Origin of the sequence: Kitasatospora sp. NPDC101183 (genome assembly GCF_044767945.1) — a bacterium.
In the GTDB taxonomy this organism is placed as follows: domain Bacteria; phylum Actinomycetota; class Actinomycetes; order Streptomycetales; family Streptomycetaceae; genus Kitasatospora.
On record NZ_JBIWOW010000028.1, the window covers coordinates 91,714 to 108,621 of the forward strand.

General features: G+C 71.7%; 14 protein-coding genes. 7 read left to right on the forward strand and 7 right to left on the reverse strand.

Annotated features, from left to right (window positions below; genetic code table 11):
* Positions 1–7: 7 nt before the first annotated feature.
* The 3 genes from ACIRRS_RS31345 to mce form a co-directional block, all read right to left on the reverse strand.
* Positions 8–931, reverse strand: coding sequence for a cellulose-binding protein (locus ACIRRS_RS31345; RefSeq protein WP_402977899.1), 924 nt, complete (start codon positions 929–931; stop codon positions 8–10).
* 117 nt (positions 932–1,048) lie between these two features.
* On the reverse strand, positions 1,049–5,653 hold the full coding sequence (locus ACIRRS_RS31350) for a hypothetical protein (protein WP_402977902.1): 4,605 nt from the start codon (positions 5,651–5,653) through the stop codon (positions 1,049–1,051).
* A 602-nt stretch (positions 5,654–6,255) separates the two neighbouring features.
* A complete protein-coding gene (gene mce, locus ACIRRS_RS31355) occupies positions 6,256–6,708 on the reverse strand; it encodes a methylmalonyl-CoA epimerase (protein WP_402977905.1) in 453 nt (150 codons plus the stop codon).
* 256 nt (positions 6,709–6,964) lie between these two features.
* On the opposite strand from mce, the gene ACIRRS_RS31360 reads away from it, so the two are divergent.
* A complete protein-coding gene (locus tag ACIRRS_RS31360) occupies positions 6,965–8,188 on the forward strand; it encodes an acetyl-CoA C-acetyltransferase (RefSeq protein ID WP_402977908.1) in 1,224 nt (407 codons plus the stop codon).
* Between the two features lie 81 nt (positions 8,189–8,269).
* Positions 8,270–9,226: a methylmalonyl Co-A mutase-associated GTPase MeaB gene (meaB, locus tag ACIRRS_RS31365; RefSeq protein ID WP_402977911.1), complete on the forward strand. Its 957-nt coding sequence runs from the start codon at positions 8,270–8,272 to the stop codon at positions 9,224–9,226.
* A 356-nt stretch (positions 9,227–9,582) separates the two neighbouring features.
* Here meaB and ACIRRS_RS31370 read toward each other — a convergent pair whose 3' ends face one another.
* Positions 9,583–10,401: a class I SAM-dependent methyltransferase gene (locus ACIRRS_RS31370; protein ID WP_402977914.1), complete on the reverse strand. Its 819-nt coding sequence runs from the start codon at positions 10,399–10,401 to the stop codon at positions 9,583–9,585.
* Positions 10,398–11,855, reverse strand: coding sequence for a helix-turn-helix domain-containing protein (locus ACIRRS_RS31375; protein WP_402977917.1), 1,458 nt, complete (start codon positions 11,853–11,855; stop codon positions 10,398–10,400). Before ACIRRS_RS31375 ends, ACIRRS_RS31370 begins: the two co-directional genes overlap by 4 nt.
* Between ACIRRS_RS31375 and ACIRRS_RS31380 the strand changes: the two genes are divergently transcribed.
* Genes ACIRRS_RS31380 through ACIRRS_RS31395 form a run of 4 tightly spaced genes read left to right on the forward strand, consistent with a single transcriptional unit; the run spans position 11,854 to position 14,907 of the window.
* Complete coding sequence (locus tag ACIRRS_RS31380) at positions 11,854–11,994, forward strand: hypothetical protein (protein ID WP_402977920.1); 141 nt, start codon at positions 11,854–11,856, stop codon at positions 11,992–11,994. The genes ACIRRS_RS31375 and ACIRRS_RS31380 overlap by 2 nt on opposite strands.
* A 12-nt stretch (positions 11,995–12,006) precedes the next feature.
* Complete coding sequence (locus tag ACIRRS_RS31385) at positions 12,007–13,194, forward strand: cupin domain-containing protein (RefSeq protein WP_402977923.1); 1,188 nt, start codon at positions 12,007–12,009, stop codon at positions 13,192–13,194.
* Positions 13,191–14,087 (forward strand): hypothetical protein, encoded by an 897-nt coding sequence (locus tag ACIRRS_RS31390; RefSeq protein ID WP_402977926.1) that lies wholly within the window; start codon positions 13,191–13,193, stop codon positions 14,085–14,087. Before ACIRRS_RS31385 ends, ACIRRS_RS31390 begins: the two co-directional genes overlap by 4 nt.
* Positions 14,071–14,907, forward strand: a complete 837-nt coding sequence (locus ACIRRS_RS31395) for a hypothetical protein (RefSeq protein WP_402977929.1) — start codon at positions 14,071–14,073, stop codon at positions 14,905–14,907. Before ACIRRS_RS31390 ends, ACIRRS_RS31395 begins: the two co-directional genes overlap by 17 nt.
* Positions 14,908–14,925: 18 nt before the next feature.
* On the opposite strand, the gene ACIRRS_RS31400 is transcribed toward ACIRRS_RS31395, so the two are convergent.
* On the reverse strand, positions 14,926–15,141 hold the full coding sequence (locus ACIRRS_RS31400; protein WP_402977932.1) for a DUF397 domain-containing protein: 216 nt from the start codon (positions 15,139–15,141) through the stop codon (positions 14,926–14,928).
* A complete protein-coding gene (locus tag ACIRRS_RS31405; protein ID WP_402977935.1) occupies positions 15,138–16,022 on the reverse strand; it encodes a helix-turn-helix domain-containing protein in 885 nt (294 codons plus the stop codon). The genes ACIRRS_RS31400 and ACIRRS_RS31405 overlap by 4 nt, the downstream gene beginning before the upstream one ends.
* Positions 16,023–16,270: 248 nt before the next feature.
* Between ACIRRS_RS31405 and ACIRRS_RS31410 the strand changes: the two genes are divergently transcribed.
* A complete protein-coding gene (locus tag ACIRRS_RS31410) occupies positions 16,271–16,708 on the forward strand; it encodes an ATP-binding protein (protein ID WP_402977938.1) in 438 nt (145 codons plus the stop codon).
* The last annotated feature ends 200 nt before the right edge of the window (positions 16,709–16,908 follow it).

The following is a 16,908-nucleotide window of genomic DNA, read 5'->3' on the forward strand; positions in this document are numbered from 1 at the left end:
AGGTGCGTCAGCGCTGGGCCGGGACGCCCGCGGTGTCGTCACCGGGGACGCCGGCGGCGGCCACGGCCGCGCCCGTCAGCGTCGCCAGCATCTCGCGGACGTTGGTCAGCTGGGCGTTGATGCTGTCGCGGCGGTTGGTCAGCGCCGCCAGCTCGCGCTCGGACTCGCTGCGGATCCGGTCGGCCTTCGCGTTGGCGTCCGCCACGATGTCCTCGGACTGGCGCTGGGCCGTCTCGACGGTCTGGCGGGCACGGCGCTCGGCGTCGGTGCGCAGCTTCTCCGCCTCCAGGCGCAGCTGCTCGGCCCGGTGCTCGATCTCGGCGAGGCGCTTCTCGGCCTTGGCCTGGCGGGCGGCGAGGTCGCGCTCGGACTGCTCGCGGCGCTTGGCCAGGTTGGTCTCGAACTCCAGCGCGGCCTGGGCGGCCTTGGTGCGGGTCTCCTCGAAGAGGGCGTCCGCCTCCTCGCGCTTGTTCTGCGCGTCCTTGTTGGCCTCGGCACGCAGCTGGGCCGCGTCGCTCTTGGCCTTGTCGACGATGCGCAGGCCCTCGTCCTCCGCCTTGGCCTTGCGGTCCTTGGCGTAGTTCTCGGCCTCGGTGCGGACCTGCTGCGCGGCGGCCTCGGCCAGCTCGCGGTGCTGCTCGGAGGCGCGGTGGGCCTCGTCGCGCAGGTCCTTGGCCTCCTCCTCGGCGAGGCGCAGGATCTTCTCGACCCGGGCGCCGAGACCGGCGTACGAGGGCTCCTGCTCGGCGACCGCCGCCTGGGCGGTCTGGGTCTCCAGGTGGAGCTCCTCGATGCGCTTCTCCAGCGCGCTGATCCGGGTCAAGGCACTGTCACGGTCGGCCACCAGCTTGGTGATCCGCTCGTCGACCTGGGCACGCTCGTACCCACGGCGCACCAGGTCGAAGCCGTGAGGGGAGTGACTGTCGCTCATGGGGTTCTGGGCTTCCTGTCGTCAAACCGCTGAGGTGGTTGAGGGAATCCTGACACGGTACCGGAGTGTCGACGGCGAAATGCCGTCCTCTCACGGACAATGACCGCCAATGTCCGCTCAATCGGGTGGTGAGCTCTTGGAGCGATTGCCACCCGACCGGGGGGAGCCAACTCCGGCACCGGCCTTGGCACCCCCGTCCTTCTTGGTGTTGCTTCCCCCGTTGGCCTGGGCGACCGGTGACGGTGCCTCGAACGCCTCCAGGGCGGAGAGCACGTCCTGCACCCTGGAGATCTCGGTGTTGATGTCCTTGCGGCGGCGCACCAGTTCGTCCAGCTCGCGCCGGCCCTCGTCGGTGACGCGCTGCGCCTCGGCCTTCGCCTCGGCGACCAGCCGCTCGGCCTCCGCCTTCGCCAGCTCGATCTGCTCGTCCGCGGTCCGGTCGGCCTCCCGGAGCCGCTTCTCCGCCTCCGAGGCGGCGTTGTCCAACCGCTCCTCGGCCTCCGACTCGGCGGAGGCCAGCTTCGCCTCCGCCTTCTCGATCAGCGACTCGGCGCGGTCGGTGGAGTTGGCGAGCTTGGTCTCCGCCTCCTTGAGCAGGCCCTCGGCCTTGCGGACGGCGGAGAGCCGGACCTTGCTGGCCTCCGCCGACGCCTCCGAGGTGAGCTCCGAGGCGCGGTCCTCGGCCGCCGCGACCAGGGCGGCGGCGCGGTCCTCGGCCTCGGCGACGGTGGCCACCGCCTGCTCCTCGGCCTCGGTCAGCTGCTCCTGGGCGGCCGTCACCAGCGCGTCCACCCGCTCGCCGGCCGACTTCATGGCCGCCGCGTTCTCCTTGCGGGCGCGCTCGTGCAGGGCCTCGACCTCGGCGTCGGTGCGCTCGCGCAGCTCCTCGGCGCGCTCGCGGATCGCGGTGGCGTCGCGGCGGGCCTCGGCGAGCAGCGTGTCGGCGTCGGCGCGGCCCTTCTCCACCTCGGCCTGACCGGCCGCCTCGCCGGCGGCGACCAGGCGGTCGGCCTCCTTGCGGGCGGCGGCGACCATCGCGTCCGCCTGCTCCTCGGCGGCGGCGGTGGTGGCCAGGGCGGTGGTCTGGGCGTCCTCGCCGAGGGACTCGGCGTCGGCGAAGGCCTTCTCCAGCACGGACTTGGCCCGCTCGCGGGTCGACCTGTCGAACTGCTCGGCGGCCTCGCGGGTGTCCGCGTCGTAGGCGTCGGCGCGGGAGTGCGTGGCGGAGTCGTACTCGTCGGCCAGGGTGCGGGTGGCGAGGGCGTACTCCTCGGCCTCGGCGCGCAGCGCGGCGGCCAGCTCCTCCGCGTCGGCGACGGTGCGGGCGCCGCGGGCCTCGGCCTCGGCGACCGTACGGGCGGCCTGGGCCTCGACGTCCGCGCGCAGCTGCTCGGCGGCCTCCTCGGCGGCGCGCAGCTCGTGGTCGGCGTCGTGGCGCAGTTGCTCGTCGTAGGCCTGGGCCTCGGCGCGCTGCCGGCCGAGTTCGGCCTCGGCGGCCTCGCGCTCGGCGGCCAGGTCGAGGGCGGTGCGGTCGCGCAGGGCCGTGGTCTCGGCGTCGGTGCGGGCGCGCAGCTCGGCGGTGTCGCGGTCGGCCTCGGCGCGCACGTGCTCGGCGTAGGCGTCGGCCTCGGTGTGCCGCTCGGCGGCGTACTCGTCGGCCTCCGTGCGCTGCTCGGCGGCGGCCTGCTCGGCGCTCTCGCGGACCTCGGCGCTCTCGCGCTCGGCGGTGGCCCGGAGGGCGGCGATCTGTTCGGCGGCGGCCTCGTGCAGTCCGGCCACGGACTGGCGGACCTCGGCGGCCTCGTCCTCGGCGTCGGAGACCAGGGCGGCGCCCTCGGCCTCGGCGGCGGCCACCAGGCCCTCGCCCTCGGCACGGGCGCGCTCCAGCTCGGCGGCGGCCTCGGTGCGGACGCCGTCCGCGTCGGCGCGGGCCTCGGAGAGGAGGCGGCCGGCCTCGGCGCGTACGGTCTCGGCCTGCTCGTCGGCGAGGGCGAGCTCGGCGGCGGCCTTCTCGCGGACGGACCGGGCGTCCTGGCGGGCCTCGGTGCGCACGCGCTCGGCGTAGGCGTCGGCCTCGGTGTGCCGCTCGGCGGAGTACTCGTCGGCGGCGGCCCGCTGGGTGGCGGCGTACTCCTGCGCCTCGGCGGCCTGGCGGGCGGTCTCGGCGGCGACGCTCTCGGCCTGCTCGGCGGCGGCGTGGTCGGCCCCGGCCCGTACGGCCTCGGCGTACTCGTCGGCCTCGGAGCGCTGGGCGGCGGTCTCGCGCAGGGCCTCGGTGCGCAGCTCGGCGGCGAACTCGTGGGCGGCTTCCCGCTGTTGGGCCGTCTCGGTGGCTGCGGCCTCGCGGCGGGCGGCGGCCTCCTGCTCGGCCTCGGCGCGCACGCGCCCGGCGTAGGCGTCGGCCTCGGAGCGCTGCTCGGCGGTGGCCTTCGCGGTGCGCTCGGTGAGTTCGGCGGCGGCCTGCTCGGCGCCGGTGCGGGCGGTCTCGGCGTCGGTGCGGGCGGTCTCGGCGGCGGCGAGGTGCTCGGCGGTCTCCTCGCGCTCGCGGCGCAGGCCCTCGGCGGCCTCCTCGCGCTCGCGGCGGCTCTCCTCGCCCAGCGCCTCGGCGGCGGCCTCGGACTCGGCCCGGGTGCGGGCGGCCTCGGTGTCGGCCTCGGTGCGCACCCGCTCGGCGTCGGCCACGGCGGCGTCGCGCACGGAGCTCGCCCCGGCCTGGGCCTCGGTGGTCAGGGCGGTGGCGGCGGCGGTGGCCTCGGCGCGCACGCGCTGGTCGAACTCGCCTGCCTCGCGCCGCAGTTCGGCGGTCTCGCGCTCGGCGGCCTTGCGGTTCTCGGCGGCCGCGGCCTTGGCGGAGGCCAGGGCGTCCTGGCTCTGCTGCTCGGCGGCGGAGGCGATCTTCTCGGCCTCGGTACGGGCCCGGGCGAGGGTCTGCTCGGCCCGGCCCTGGGTCTCGGCGGCCTGCTCCTGGGCCCGGGCGCGCAGCCGCTCGATCTCCCCGGCGGCGCCCGAGCGCAGCTCGTCCGCATCGGCCTTGGCCTTGGTGAGCAGCTCCTCGGCGTTCTTCGCCGACTCCTCGATCTGCACGACGGCCTGGCGGCGGGCCTCGCCGCGCACCCGGTCGGCCTCGGCGGCCGCCTGGGCGCGCAGCTCCTCGGCCTCGGCGCGCAGGGCGGCGGCCTCGTCCTGCATGCGCTCGATCCGCTCGCGGATCGCGGCGGCGTCGTCCAGGGCGGCGTTCTGGGCCTGCTCCACGGCGGCCTGGGCCTGCTCGCGCAGGCGCTGGGCCTCGGCGGCGGCCTCGGTGCGGATCCGCTCGGCCTCGGCGGAGGCCTCGCCGCGGGCGGTCTCGGCGTCCTGGTTGGCCCGGCCGAGCACCTCCTCGGCGGTCTTGGCGGCCTTGGCGAGGTGGACGGTGGCATCCTTGGCGCCGGCCGCCCGGCCGGCCTCCTCGGCCTCGCCGCGCAGGCGCTGGGCGTCGGCCTCGGCGTGTGCCCGCAGGTCGGCGACCTCCCGCTCGGCGTGGGCGCGCAGCTCGGCGATCGCGGCCGCGGCCTCGGCCTTGAGCTCGGCGGCCACCGACTCGGCGGTGGCCCGCAGGCGCTCGCTCTCCTCGGCGGCGGCGGCCTTGGCGGCGTCCGCCTCGGCCTGGCGGGTGGCGGCCCGGTCCCGTACGGCATCGGCCTCGGCGCGGATGGCCTCGGACTCGGCGGTGGCCTGGGCGACCATCCGGGCGACCTCGGCGCGGGCGGTCTGCGAGCGCTGCTCGTTGGCGGCCTCGCCGTCCAGGACCTTGCGCTCGGCGGCGGCCTCGGCGTCCGCCTGGAGCTGCTCGGCGGCCTGCTCGGCCTGGACGCGCAGCTCGGCGGCCTCCTGGTGGGCGCGCTCGGCCTCGGCGATGGCCGCGTCGCGCAGCCGCTCTATCTCGGCCTTGGCGGCGGCGAGCTGCTGCTGGGCGCGGGCCTGCTCGGAGGCGGCCTCGCTCGTGAGCCGGTCGATCTCGGCCCGGGCCACGGCCAGCTGCTGCTCGGCGGCGGCGTGGGCGGCGGCCAGCTGCTGCTGGGCCTCTCCGCGGGCGGCGCCGACCTCGGCGGCGGCCTGGGCACCGGCCTGCTGGGCCTGCTCGGAGGCGGCGCGCAGCATCCGTTCGGCGTCGTTGTGGGCGCGCTGGAGGGCGGCCTCGGCGGCGGCGTGGGCCTCGCCCCGGGCGGCGTCCACGTCGGCGGCGGTCTGGGCGCGGGCCTGGTCGGCGAGGGCGACGGCCTCCGCGCGGGCGGCGGCGACCATGCGCTCGGCCTCGGCGCGGGCGTCCTGGAGCAGGCGGGTGGCCTCCTGCTCGGAGCCGGCCCTGGTCTGATCGGCCCAGCCCTTGACGTGCTGCTCGGCGGACAGGCGCAGCTCGGCGAGCTCGTCCTCCAGCTGGCGGCGGCGGGCGGCGAGGTCGGCCTCCACGCGGGCGCTGCGCTCGGCGGCCTCGGCCATGATCCGCTGGGTGGCGGCCTGGGAGTCGCGCAGCTGGCGCTCGGCGTCGGCGCGCAGCTGCTGGGCCTGCATCTCGGCCGTGCGGAGCATCTGCTCGGCCTGGCCGGAGACGGCGTCGAAGGCGCGCGGCTGGGCGAGCATGCGACGGGACTCGTGCAGCTTCGCCCGGAGCACCTCCACCTGGTAGGCGAGGTCCTCGGCGTGCTCGACTGCCTTGTCCCGATCCTTCCGAGTCCGACCCATCTCGGCCTCGAACTGGGAGAGGTGATCGTCAGCCTCGTAGCGGTCGTTGCCCCGCACTCCGCGGTCCCATCCATCTCCTGGTCGCGTCTTCGACCCGGCCGGTCCCGTGCTCCCGTTTCCCGGGGCGCCGGTCCTGCTGGTCCTTGCATCCGCAGTCGTTCGGACGCCCCCGTACTGACCGGGGCCGCCCGCAGCGGTCACCGGAGCCCTGGGCGTGGGAGCGCGGGGTTCCGCGTTCCTCCGTCCGGGTGGACTCCTGGGCGAACTCTTGCCTTGTGGAGAATGGTGACAGATCCCTGTAGCGACTGTTCAGCCGTGCCCGTGTAATGGGACTCCCCTTGCGACGGGCCGACCACCGCAGGGCGGACGGGCCTGTCACCGGCCGTGCCCGTCGCCTCCGTCTCCCGGAGCCTCCGCGCACCTGGGCATTGTAGTGGGAGCGCAGTGCGGGGGAATGGCCGCGTGGGGGTTTTCCGGTTGTCGGACGAGGTTACTGACGGGTCGCTAGCGGTGCCGCCGGTCGCGGACGGCACCGCTCGTGCGCCGGAGGTGTCCTTCCGGTGTCCCTTCCGTGGAGTCTCCCGTGGAGTCTCCCGTGCGCCTCAGTGCTCGTCGTGGTCCCCGTGGGGGGACGGCACGGCGGAGGTGACCAGCTCGGTCAGGACGCCGCCGCAGTCCTTGGGGTGCAGGAAGGTGATCCGCGAGCCCATGGACCCGATGCGCGGCTCCTCGTACAGGACCCGTACGCCCTTGGCGCGGATGGCCTCGGAGTCGCCGTCCACGTCGGCGGTGCCGAAGGCGATGTGGTGCACGCCCTCGCCGTTCTTCTCCAGCCACTTGGCGACGGTGGAGTCCGGGCGGGTGGGCTCCAGCAGCTGGAGGTAGGAGGCGCCGCCGTCCCCGGTGTCGTTGATCTTGAGCATGGCCTCGCGGACGCCCTGCTCCTCGTTCACCTCGGTGTGGAACACCTCGAAGCCGTAGGTCGCGCGGTAGAACTCGACGGTCTTGTCGAGGTCGCGGCAGGCGATGCCGATGTGGTCGATGCGGGTCAGCACGGCGGGCCTCCGGGGCCGTAGTGGGGTGAGGTGGCACCAAGTGCAGCGCATGGCCGACGGCGGCGCCAGCGCCCGGGGTGCGAGCCTGCTCACACGGGGTCGGCGCGGGCGGGGTTCACCCGTGCCGCGTCGGCACGGTGTTGACTGGAGGGTGCCAGTGCACTGGATCACATCGTCGCTCCGGTGACGGGCGGGTAGCGGGTCAGTACATTGAGCGCATCCTCAGCTGGCCACGACGTGCGAAGGGGCCCGTCCCATGACCAACACCACCTCTGTGATCGTTGCCGGGGCACGGACCCCGATGGGCCGCCTCCTCGGCTCCCTCAAGGGCTTCTCCGGCGCCGACCTCGGCGGCTTCGCGATCAAGGGCGCGCTGGAGCGGGCCGGCATCACCGGCGAGCAGGTCCAGTACGTGATCATGGGCCAGGTCCTCCAGGCCGGCGCGGGCCAGATCCCCGCCCGCCAGGCCGCCGTCAAGGCCGGCATCCCGATGAGCGTCCCGGCGCTCACCATCAACAAGGTCTGCCTCTCCGGCCTGGACGCCATCGCGCTCGCCGACCAGCTGATCCGCGCCGGCGAGTTCGACATCGTCGTGGCCGGCGGCCAGGAGTCGATGACCAACGCCCCGCACCTGCTGCCCAAGTCCCGCGAGGGCTACAAGTACGGCGCGATCGCGATGCTCGACTCGATGGCCCACGACGGGCTCACCGACGCCTACGAGAACATCCCCATGGGCGAGTCCACGGAGAAGCACAACACCCGCCTGGGCATCACCCGCGAGGTCCAGGACGAGATCGCCGCCGCCTCGCACCAGCGGGCCGCCAAGGCGCAGGCCGACGGCGTGTTCGACGCCGAGATCGTCCCCGTGGCCATCCCGCAGCGCAAGGGCGAGCCCGTGCTGTTCAGCCAGGACGAGGGCATCCGCGCGGACACCACCGTCGAGGGCCTGGCCAAGCTGCGCCCGGCCTTCGCCAAGGACGGCACGATCACCGCCGGCACCTCCTCGCAGATCTCGGACGGCGCGGCCGCCGTCGTCGTCATGAGCAAGGCCAAGGCCGAGGAGCTGGGGCTCACCTGGATCGCCGAGATCGGCGCCCACGGCAACGTCGCCGGCCCGGACAACTCGCTGCAGTCGCAGCCGTCCAACGCGATCAAGCACGCGCTGGGCAAGGAGGGGCTGGAGGTCTCCGACCTCGACCTCATCGAGATCAACGAGGCGTTCGCGGCCGTCGCCCACCAGTCGACCGAGGACCTGGGCGTCTCCGCCGACATCGTCAACGTCAACGGCGGCGCGATCGCGCTCGGCCACCCGATCGGCATGTCCGGCGCCCGCGTGGTGCTGGCCCTGGCGCTGGAGCTCCAGCGGCGCGGCGGCGGGATCGGTGCGGCGGCGCTGTGCGGCGGAGGCGGGCAGGGCGACGCGCTGATCGTCCATGTTCCTCGTGAGCAGAGCCCTCGTGAGCAGAGCCCGCGGGCCTGACTTTCCCGCTGACGTTTTCGGGGCTGCGGACCGCCACGAGCGGTCCGTAGCCCCTTCGGCATCTGCGTAAGGAGAACCCTGATGATCGATGTCGCCACGCTGGTCGAGCAGGCCCGGGAGGGCCGGCCCAGGGCCGTCGCCCGGCTGATCACGCTGGTCGAGAACGCCGCGCCGCAGCTGCGGGAGGCGATGGCCGCGCTGGCGCCGTACACCGGGCGGGCGTACACGGTGGGGCTCACCGGCTCCCCCGGGGTCGGCAAGTCCACCTCGACCTCGGCGCTGGTCTCCGCGTACCGGCGCCTCGGCAAGCGGGTCGGGGTGCTCGCCGTGGACCCGTCCTCGCCGTTCTCGGGCGGGGCGCTGCTCGGGGACCGGGTGCGGATGCAGGACCACGCGACCGACCCGGAGGTGTTCATCCGCTCGATGGCCACCCGGGGGCACCTGGGCGGGCTGTCCTGGGCGGCGCCGCAGGCGCTGCGGGTGCTGGACGCGGCCGGGTGCGAGGTGATCCTCGTGGAGACGGTCGGCGTCGGGCAGTCCGAGGTGGAGATCGCCGGGCAGGCCGACACCGCGGTGGTGCTGCTCGCGCCCGGGATGGGGGACGGCATCCAGGCGGCGAAGGCGGGCATCCTGGAGATCGGGGACGTCTTCGTCGTCAACAAGGCCGACCGGGACGGCGCGGACGCGACCGCCCGGGAGCTCAACCACATGCTCGGGCTCGGCGAGGCCCGCGAGGCGGGGGACTGGCGGCCGCCGATCGTCAAGACCGTGGCGGCGCGGGGCGAGGGCGTGGACGAGGTGGTCGAGGCGCTGGAGAAGCACCGCGCCTGGCTGGAGGAGCACGGGGAGCTCGCGGCCCGCCGCCGGCGCCGGGCCTCCGCCGAGATCGAGGCGATCGCCCTCGCCGACCTGCGCGCCCGCATCGGCGACCTGCGCGGCGACCGCCACCTCGCCGCCCTCGCCGACCGCGTCGCCGCTGGCACCCTCGACCCCTACGGCGCCGCCGACACCCTCGTCGCGGGGCTGACCACGGCCTGACCGGCTCGGGGGACGGTGAAGGCAAGAAACGGTTCCTCCTTCACCTGGGCGAAAAGGAACGAACCGCATTGCGCCGGGCGGCCCGGCCGCCCCAAAACTTCAGGAACAAAGCACAAATTTTGGCGGGCCCGAGTGCCAAGCACCCGGGCCCGCCCCAAAGACCGATCTCCCCGCCCGCCCCCCCTCACCGGAAACGCACACCTCCCGGCGGCCCCGGCCACGCCGGGGCCGCCGGAATTCAAGCGCTGCGCAGGAAGTCGGCCAGGCCGACTTCCTGCGCAGCGGTATTTGATGTGACTGTTCCCGCTGCCCGCCGGAAGGCTCCGGCGGGCAGCGGGACACGGGCTTGGGATGGATCAGGGGCGGCAGGTCAGAATGCCGCCGAGGCATGTGATGGTGAATGAACCCTGGGCCTCGATGGTGGCAGTGACGATCTCGGTGGCCCGGTGGACGGTTTCGTGGAAGGGGACGCCGCTCTGGTCGGCCCAGGCCTCGTAGGAGGCCAGGTGGGCGATGGCCGGTGCGGGATCGGTGAGTTCGATGGTGCCGGGCAGTTCCCGTACCCGGATGTTCCGGAAGGCCGTCCCGAGGTAGTCGGGTGCCTTCTCCAGTGAGAACCGGGAACTGAGGGAGACCCGGGACGGGCCTTCGGGGATTCCGAGGACGTCCCCTGCGGCTCTGGCCCAGAGCTGGTTCAGTTCCTGCTTGTCGAAGTCGCTGTTGGTCGAGGCGATGAGCAGGCCGCTGGGGCGGAGGACACGGGCGAGTTCGGTGATTCCCGCCTCGATATCGCCCAGGTGGTACAGCATGTGCAGGGCCAGCAGCGCGTCGGCGCTGCCGTCGGTGAAGGGCAGCGCCTGGGCGTCGGCCACCACCGCCGGCATCGGGACACCGGCAAGGATTCCCGCCGATAGGTCCGCGCCGACGACCTGGAGATCAGGCCGGTCAGCGTGCAGGCGGCCGATGAACCTGCCGTTGCCGCACCCGACGTCGACGACCGTGCCGTTGACCCCGGCCAGTTCCTCGACGACGATCCCGGGCAGGTCGTACTGCGGCTGTTGCCACCGGTAGATCGACTGGCGTGCGGCCAGGTGTCGCCCGTCGGCATAGGCGCTTGTCGCGAGGACCGTCCTGTCGGTCACTGCGGCATCCTGCTGCGAGGTGTTGCTCGTCACTGGGGCAACTCCGGAGGGTTCGTGAGCGCGGGCCGGGCACAGGCCTCCGCGACATTCTCGCGGAGGCTCAAGGCCAAAGGGGAGCCCGAATAGGCGGGCTCTGTGAGAAGAGCGCTCAACGCCCGAAGTCGGCTGGAGATACTCGCCGTTCGACGATCCGGTGCGGCGCCCAGGACGACCGCGAGCTTCGCCTGGACACCATCGAGGTCGCCGTGTGCGAGATGGGCGTTGGCGAGGTCGAGGTGAGCGGCCAGCAGGTCGCCGGAGGACTGCTCCTGCCGAGGTGCGGACTCGTACATGGCGATGGCTCTGGCGGATGCCTCGATGGCACGGTTCACATGTGGTCGGCTGTGAAGGGCGAGAAGAGCAGTGCCGGTGTAGGCCCATTGCTTGGCCTCGGGGAACGTGAACACACCGGGAAGATCGATGGCGGTGGCCGTGCTTCGTGCCGCCCCGGCCGTCTCCACAGCTCGTAGTGCGCTCGCATGGTCTCCGAGTGCGGCAGTGGCTCGTGCTTCGAGGCTGAGCAGACGGGCCGCGATCGTTCCACCGTCGGCGAACAGCAGTCCGGCTCTGGCTAGCTCCGCAGCCTGGCGGTGGTCCTGCTGCCAGTAGGCGATCAGGGATTGGACGGAGCGGACCCACGCCCGCAGGCCGTTGTGGTCGGCGAATTCGGCGCAATGCCAGGCTGTTCGAGAGTGCGTGGCGGCAGCTCTGTACTGGCCGAGGTCGAGTGCAACGTGGGTGGCCAGGCCACAGAGGCGTCCGGCTTGGAGGTAGAGGTGGCTTGTCCGGAGTGGACGCTGGCGTCCTCGGAGCAAGTCGAACACCCCTTGCCGTAGTGCTCGGATCTCGTGGAACAGGTCGGACACCGGAGTGCTGACACAGCTCGCCGCCAGCCTCTCGATGTCCGCGTCGATCTGCTCCAGCACCGTGTCGTTCACGTTGGAGACGCTCGAGAAGCGGAGGAAGAGCATGGACTCCGCAGAGTCGGTCGCAACGGAGGCTGCAAGGTCGCCTTCGATGTTTGTGAGCCGGGAGGTTGAGGCTACGGCGAAGGTTGCTGGAGAGGCCGCCAGCAGGTCGGCCAACTGCTCGACCGAGACTCTCAGGGCACGGGCAAGTTTCGGCCGCATCCAGGGCTGGGGCGAGCCTCTGCCGTTCTCCCAGCGCCCAATGGTCGTGCGGTCCACCTGGATGGCTTCTGCCAAGGACTCCTGAGTGTGGCCAACAGCCTCCCTGCGCTGGATGAGTCGGTGCCGCCTGGTAGCCATTCCAGATCTCCCTGTGTCCGGGCATCTGTGGTTACAACGCTCCTGGTTGCGTGCAGGTTTGCGGCACGGATACCTCATCGATGCACCAATTCTGCTCTGTTTCAACGGTGTTGGGGGTGCTTCTGTTGGTGCCGGCCGGGTGAATCCCGGTGCGAACCCATCTCCGAAGGAGCGCAACATGTCCGAACAGTTGACGCACGAAACCGAGTTGGAGGGTGATGGCTTGCTGGTCGCCCGCCTGAAGGTCGCTGCGGCCCGTTCGCGTGGCGAGCAGCCGTCCGACGGCGGCTCCACCGGCCGTACCGACACCAACGACTGACGGCTGATTCCCATGGCCACCGAGCAGTTCTCGGTGGTCGAGTGTCTGGGCGGGGACGACTTCCTCGCCCGGACACTCGGCCGCACCTACAAGGTCGTTCGCGGCGAAGCCGCGTCACTCGACGGGCTGATGAGCTGGGATGACTTGAATACCATCCTCACTCATCACCGGCTCGAACCTCCGCGATTCCGCCTCGCCTCCAACGGGGAGCAGGTGCCGGCGCACCGATACTCCCGGCCGATCGTCACGCGACGCAGCACGGTCTGGCACCAGCTCCAGCCGTCCGAACTGCATCGGCGTCTCGCTGAAGGGGCCACCCTGGTGCTGGACGCCATCGATGAACTGCACGCTGGGATCGGCAGGTTGGCATCCCAGCTTGAGCGCCGACTGCGCACCGGTGTGCAGGCCAACCTGTACGCGTCCTGGACAGGCGTCGAGGGTTTTGGCGTCCACTGGGACGATCACGACGTGGTCGTCGTCCAGCTCGACGGCGCGAAGCGCTGGCGGATCTACGGCCCCACCCGTATGGCGCCGATGCACCGCGACGTCGAGACGCCCGAATCGCCGCCCGAGGAGCCTGTCGCAGACCTGGTGCTCACCGCCGGTGATCTGCTCTACCTTCCTCGAGGCTGGTGGCACGCCGTTGCAGCCTCCGAGGGGCAGCACTCACTGCACGTCACCTGCGGGCTGCAGAGTACGACGGGTGCCGACTTGATCACGTGGCTCTCGGAGACGCTGCGCGCCCATGAGGCCGTGCGGGCGGACCTCCCGCGCTTCGGGACCGCCGAGGAGCGACGAGGCTTCCTGAACTCCCTCGGCAAGCTCATTGCCGCCGAGTTGGAGAGCGGCGACCTGATCGCCCGCTTCTCCTCCGCTCGCGATGCCACCGAGCGTGCGCGGCTCGTGCCGTCACTGCCGTACATCGGCGCGGCGCCGCCGGACGCCGACCTCCAGGTGCGTCTGGTCACGGCGCGGTCCTCGATCCTGGCCGGGCCAGACGACACCGTTCGACTGACCGCCGGTGGCGAGGCGTGGACCTTCGCCGCCAAGGCCGAGTCGATGCTCGCGATCCTCTCCGACGGGGAGCCCCACCGGCTCGCCGAGCTCGCACAGGCATCAGACATCACCCTCGGGCAGGCGGCCGGCGTGGTAAGGGAGTTGGTCGACGGTCAGGTTGCCGCGATCGGTGGTGTTCTATGACGGTGAGGCTGGGCCTCGGTACCTATCGCTGCCCCGATGTGGCCGGGGCCGCGCAGATGGTTGCCGCCCGAGGCGCCGACTGGGTGGACACGGCGCCCAACTACGCAGGCGGCCGGGCGGAGATGTCACTTGCTGGGACGCTGGCTGCCCACCCGAGCATGTGCGTCTCCACGAAGGTGGGCTTCGTCCCGGCTGGTGCCGGGCACATCGCTGTACGAGCCGGTGCCCTGTCTTCGGCAGAGGTCGAACATGGGCACTGCCTCACCCCGGACTACATCGCCTGGCAGCTCGCGCGCACCAGTCTCATGCTCGGCCGGGAACCCGACCTGGTGTTTGTGCACAACCCCGAGCACGCCTGCGCGGACGGCGAGATCACCGATCGGCTCTTCAACGCGTTCCTGGCCCTGGAGGAGGCGTGCGGCCAACAGGTCGTCGGCGGCTACGGTGTAGCGACCTGGCGCGGATTCGGCAGCGGATTGTTCGACGTCCGCACTCTGCTCGACCTCGCCGTCAAGGCCGGTGGGCCGAACCACCACCTGTGTGCGATCCAACTCCCGGTCTCCCTCGTCCACCTCGCGCCCGTCGCCCAGGCTCTCAACGGACACGGCCCGTTGGCCGACGCCCTGGCGGCAGGGCTGGAGGTGTTCGTCTCCGCTCCGCTCCACGGCGGCGAGATCCCCGACATGGTGACTCCGGAACTGTCCGGCCTGATCGCCCCTGGCAAGACTCCCGTCGAGGCGGCCCTGGCCGTCGTCGCCTCGGCCCCGGGGGTGAAGCGTGTGCTCCTGTCGACGGGGAACCCGGAACACTGGACACGGGCCGTCGAAGCCGTCGGCGGACCGCCGTTGTCTCCGGACGTACTTCGAAGGGTCGTTGATGTACTCGGAACCTGAACCGGACACCGCCAGGCGGATGCGCGGGGTGCACGCCACAGCGGCAACGGTGTTCGACGCGAAGCCGGTCGGCTCCCGTGAAGCGTGGGGCTGGCGTGGGCGAACGTTCAGTCGTCCGGTGGCCACCCCGTCAGGCGAGGCGTGGCTCCGTCTGGTGTCCGCTCCAGCCGACAAGGCCGGCGGAAAGCTCTGGGACGGGCCGCAGGAGGCGGAGCGGCTCATGCCGCCCGCGGTGCCCAGGCCACGCCTGCGGGAGCGGCGAACCTGGACCGAGGGTGAGCACGGCTACCTGGCAGAGTTGTACGACAAGGTCACCGACCCCACCATCACCACCCACGAGCCGGTTCTCCGGGAGGCACCGGACTTGAACGGCACCTGGTGGGACGAACTCGTCACCGCGCTCGATGCCATCGCTGGCGTTTCCAGTGACCGGGTGGCGGTCCGGCAGGAATACCTGGACCGTGCCATGCCCGAGTACCTGGGCACGCCGATCGACACCAAGGTACCTGCTTGGACGACTGCCCACGGGGACCTGCACTGGGCCAATCTCACAGCCCCTGCTCTGACAGTCCTCGACTGGGAGGGCTGGGGCCTCGCGCCTGCCGGGTACGACGCGGCACTCCTCCACGCCTACAGCCTCCTGGTCCCTGACACCGCTGCTGAGATCCGGCGGCGGCTCGGCCACGTCCTGGAGACCCCAGCGGGCAGGTTCGCGGAGCTCGTGGTCATCACCGAGTTGCTGCAGACAGTCACGCGAGGAGACAGCCTCGAACTCGAGGCGCCGTTACGCACGCGGCTCGCCCACCTGGTCGAGGGATAGCGGCCGATCGGCCGCCGGTCAGCGTGTCTTGGGGAGATCTCCCTTTCGGACAGCAGTGATGAAGGCGGTCCAGGCGGCGGCACTGAAGAGGAGGGAAGGGCCCCCAGGATTCTTGGAGTCGCGGACGGGAATCGCTCCCGGGATCCCGTCCGCGACCTCGACGCATTCGTTGTCGGGGCCGCTGTAGGAGCTCTTGTGCCATATGACGGTTGGGAGATCGGAGGTCTTGGTCATCGGTCGGGCTCCTCGATCGAGGTGATCAGTTCCAGGGACTCCGCAGCCGGAAGGGCCTTGGTGCAGACATCGTTCCAAAGCTCCACGTACGTCTCGACCTCCGTCGTGCCCTCAAGCCACATCGAGCCCGATGGGTTGTCCAGCAGGACGACATCCATGGCGGCCTCCGACGGGAAGCCCAGGATCACGTAAGGCCCGGCCATGCTGGCGTGTGCACCGACGCTGAACGGGACCACCCGAACGGAAACGTTGGGCATGGAAGCGGCGTGCACCAGGTGCTCGAGCTGATCTCGCATGACAGCAGGTCCGCCGATCTGCTGGCGCAGAGCGCCCTCGGCCAGCACAACGGAGAGGGACAGCGGGGGATCGGCAGTCAGTCGTTGCTGTCTCATCAGGCGGACTGTCACGAACTGTTCGATCTCTGCTGCCTGTTTCCACCGGCGACCCGCTGCGGTGAGCGCACGTGCGTAGTCAGGTGTTTGCAACAGGGCCGGGATCATCTGGCTTTGGAAGGTGCGCACCGATGACGCGACTGCTTCGAGCGCGATGAAGTCACGGTAGGTGTCCGCGAGCACGTCGCCGTACTCGTTCCACCAGCCGCTCCCACGCCGCCGCTTGTTCGCCGTACGGGCCAGTTCGGCGAGGCGCTCGTGAACGGACGGGTCCTCGACGCCGTACAGGTGGAGCATCGCGGTGAGATCCGGCGTTCGAACTGGACTGCGGCCGTTCTCGATGCGTGAGATCTTGCCCTTGGTGCAGTCCAGTGCATCGGCGACCGCGCTGGTGCTCAGGCCCGCACGCTCTCGCATGCCGCGCAGCTCCTCGCCCAGTTGCCGTCCCAGCACGGTGGATGGCGCGCTCGCCACACGATCCGGTTGCACGCGACCTCCTCTGATCACCAGTCAATCTGCGCTCACAGTAGTCGCATGGGCAACGTCGGCTAGCCGCACCTTTTCTTCAGGCAACGTTGCGGATGATCTTAAATCGGATGCATGCTACATGGCGTAGCCGCTCGCACGACAGAGTGTGATCAATGCGGGCCGGCTGTCGGGCATTCCTATGCCTCGATCCGTTGCCGGGCGTATCTCGCCCGAAATCTCTGCGCGACCCCACCGGAGGTGGCTCCGCCATGCCTGAAATCGACCCGCCCGCCGACCCCGCCGCGTCTCGTGGCTGTTGGCTCCCGCGCAGCCGACGGTCTCCGCTGCTCGCGCGGCGGATGCTGCGCGCGTTGCTCGAGCGCGTGCCGGAGGGCCATCGCTTCTCCGAGGTCGGCGAACTGCTGACCTCGGAACTGGTCGCGAACGCCGTGGTGCATTCGGGCGTGCCGGGGTGGCTGATCTGGGTGTCCTTCGACGTCAACGACACCCGGCTTCGCATCGAGGTGCACGACGCGAGTGATCAGCCGCCCGCGCTCCAGCAGACCGATCTCACCGCCGGATGCGGTCGTGGCCTGCTTCTGGTGAGTGCCCTCGCCACTGAGTGGGGGCATTTCCCGAGGCCGGGCGGGGTCGGGAAAGTGGTGTGGTGCGAGTGTGAGCCTGCGCCGGTCGCCGTGACGTCGTGAGCGCGATACGGATGAGGGCGGGGCTGAGGAGGCGTCCACGGCTCCGCCCTACCTGGTCGACTTCTCAGGGAAGGTGGTCGGGCAGGTGTGTCGCCGCTTCGGCTGTGCCGAAGCGGCGACGTGAGGGCGCTTTGGGTGCTGTTTGCGGCGGCCCCGGCCATCTCTGGCCGGGGCCGCCGTCGCCGCGCGTTTCCGGAGAG

What these genes read in the sequence shown, in the direction of transcription:
- ACIRRS_RS31345 (WP_402977899.1), bottom strand. Translation starts at nt 931, where the DNA reads ATGAGCGACAGTCACTCCCCTCACGGCTTCGACCTGGTGCGCCGTGGG.
- ACIRRS_RS31350 (WP_402977902.1), bottom strand. Translation starts at nt 5,653, where the DNA reads ATGGGTCGGACTCGGAAGGATCGGGACAAGGCAGTCGAGCACGCCGAG.
- ACIRRS_RS31360 (WP_402977908.1), top strand. Translation starts at nt 6,965, where the DNA reads ATGACCAACACCACCTCTGTGATCGTTGCCGGGGCACGGACCCCGATG.
- meaB (WP_402977911.1), top strand. Translation starts at nt 8,270, where the DNA reads ATGATCGATGTCGCCACGCTGGTCGAGCAGGCCCGGGAGGGCCGGCCC.
- ACIRRS_RS31380 (WP_402977920.1), top strand. Translation starts at nt 11,854, where the DNA reads ATGTCCGAACAGTTGACGCACGAAACCGAGTTGGAGGGTGATGGCTTG.
- ACIRRS_RS31375 (WP_402977917.1), bottom strand. Translation starts at nt 11,855, where the DNA reads ATGTTGCGCTCCTTCGGAGATGGGTTCGCACCGGGATTCACCCGGCCG.
- ACIRRS_RS31385 (WP_402977923.1), top strand. Translation starts at nt 12,007, where the DNA reads ATGGCCACCGAGCAGTTCTCGGTGGTCGAGTGTCTGGGCGGGGACGAC.
- ACIRRS_RS31390 (WP_402977926.1), top strand. Translation starts at nt 13,191, where the DNA reads ATGACGGTGAGGCTGGGCCTCGGTACCTATCGCTGCCCCGATGTGGCC.
- ACIRRS_RS31395 (WP_402977929.1), top strand. Translation starts at nt 14,071, where the DNA reads ATGTACTCGGAACCTGAACCGGACACCGCCAGGCGGATGCGCGGGGTG.
- ACIRRS_RS31400 (WP_402977932.1), bottom strand. Translation starts at nt 15,141, where the DNA reads ATGACCAAGACCTCCGATCTCCCAACCGTCATATGGCACAAGAGCTCC.
- ACIRRS_RS31410 (WP_402977938.1), top strand. Translation starts at nt 16,271, where the DNA reads ATGCCTGAAATCGACCCGCCCGCCGACCCCGCCGCGTCTCGTGGCTGT.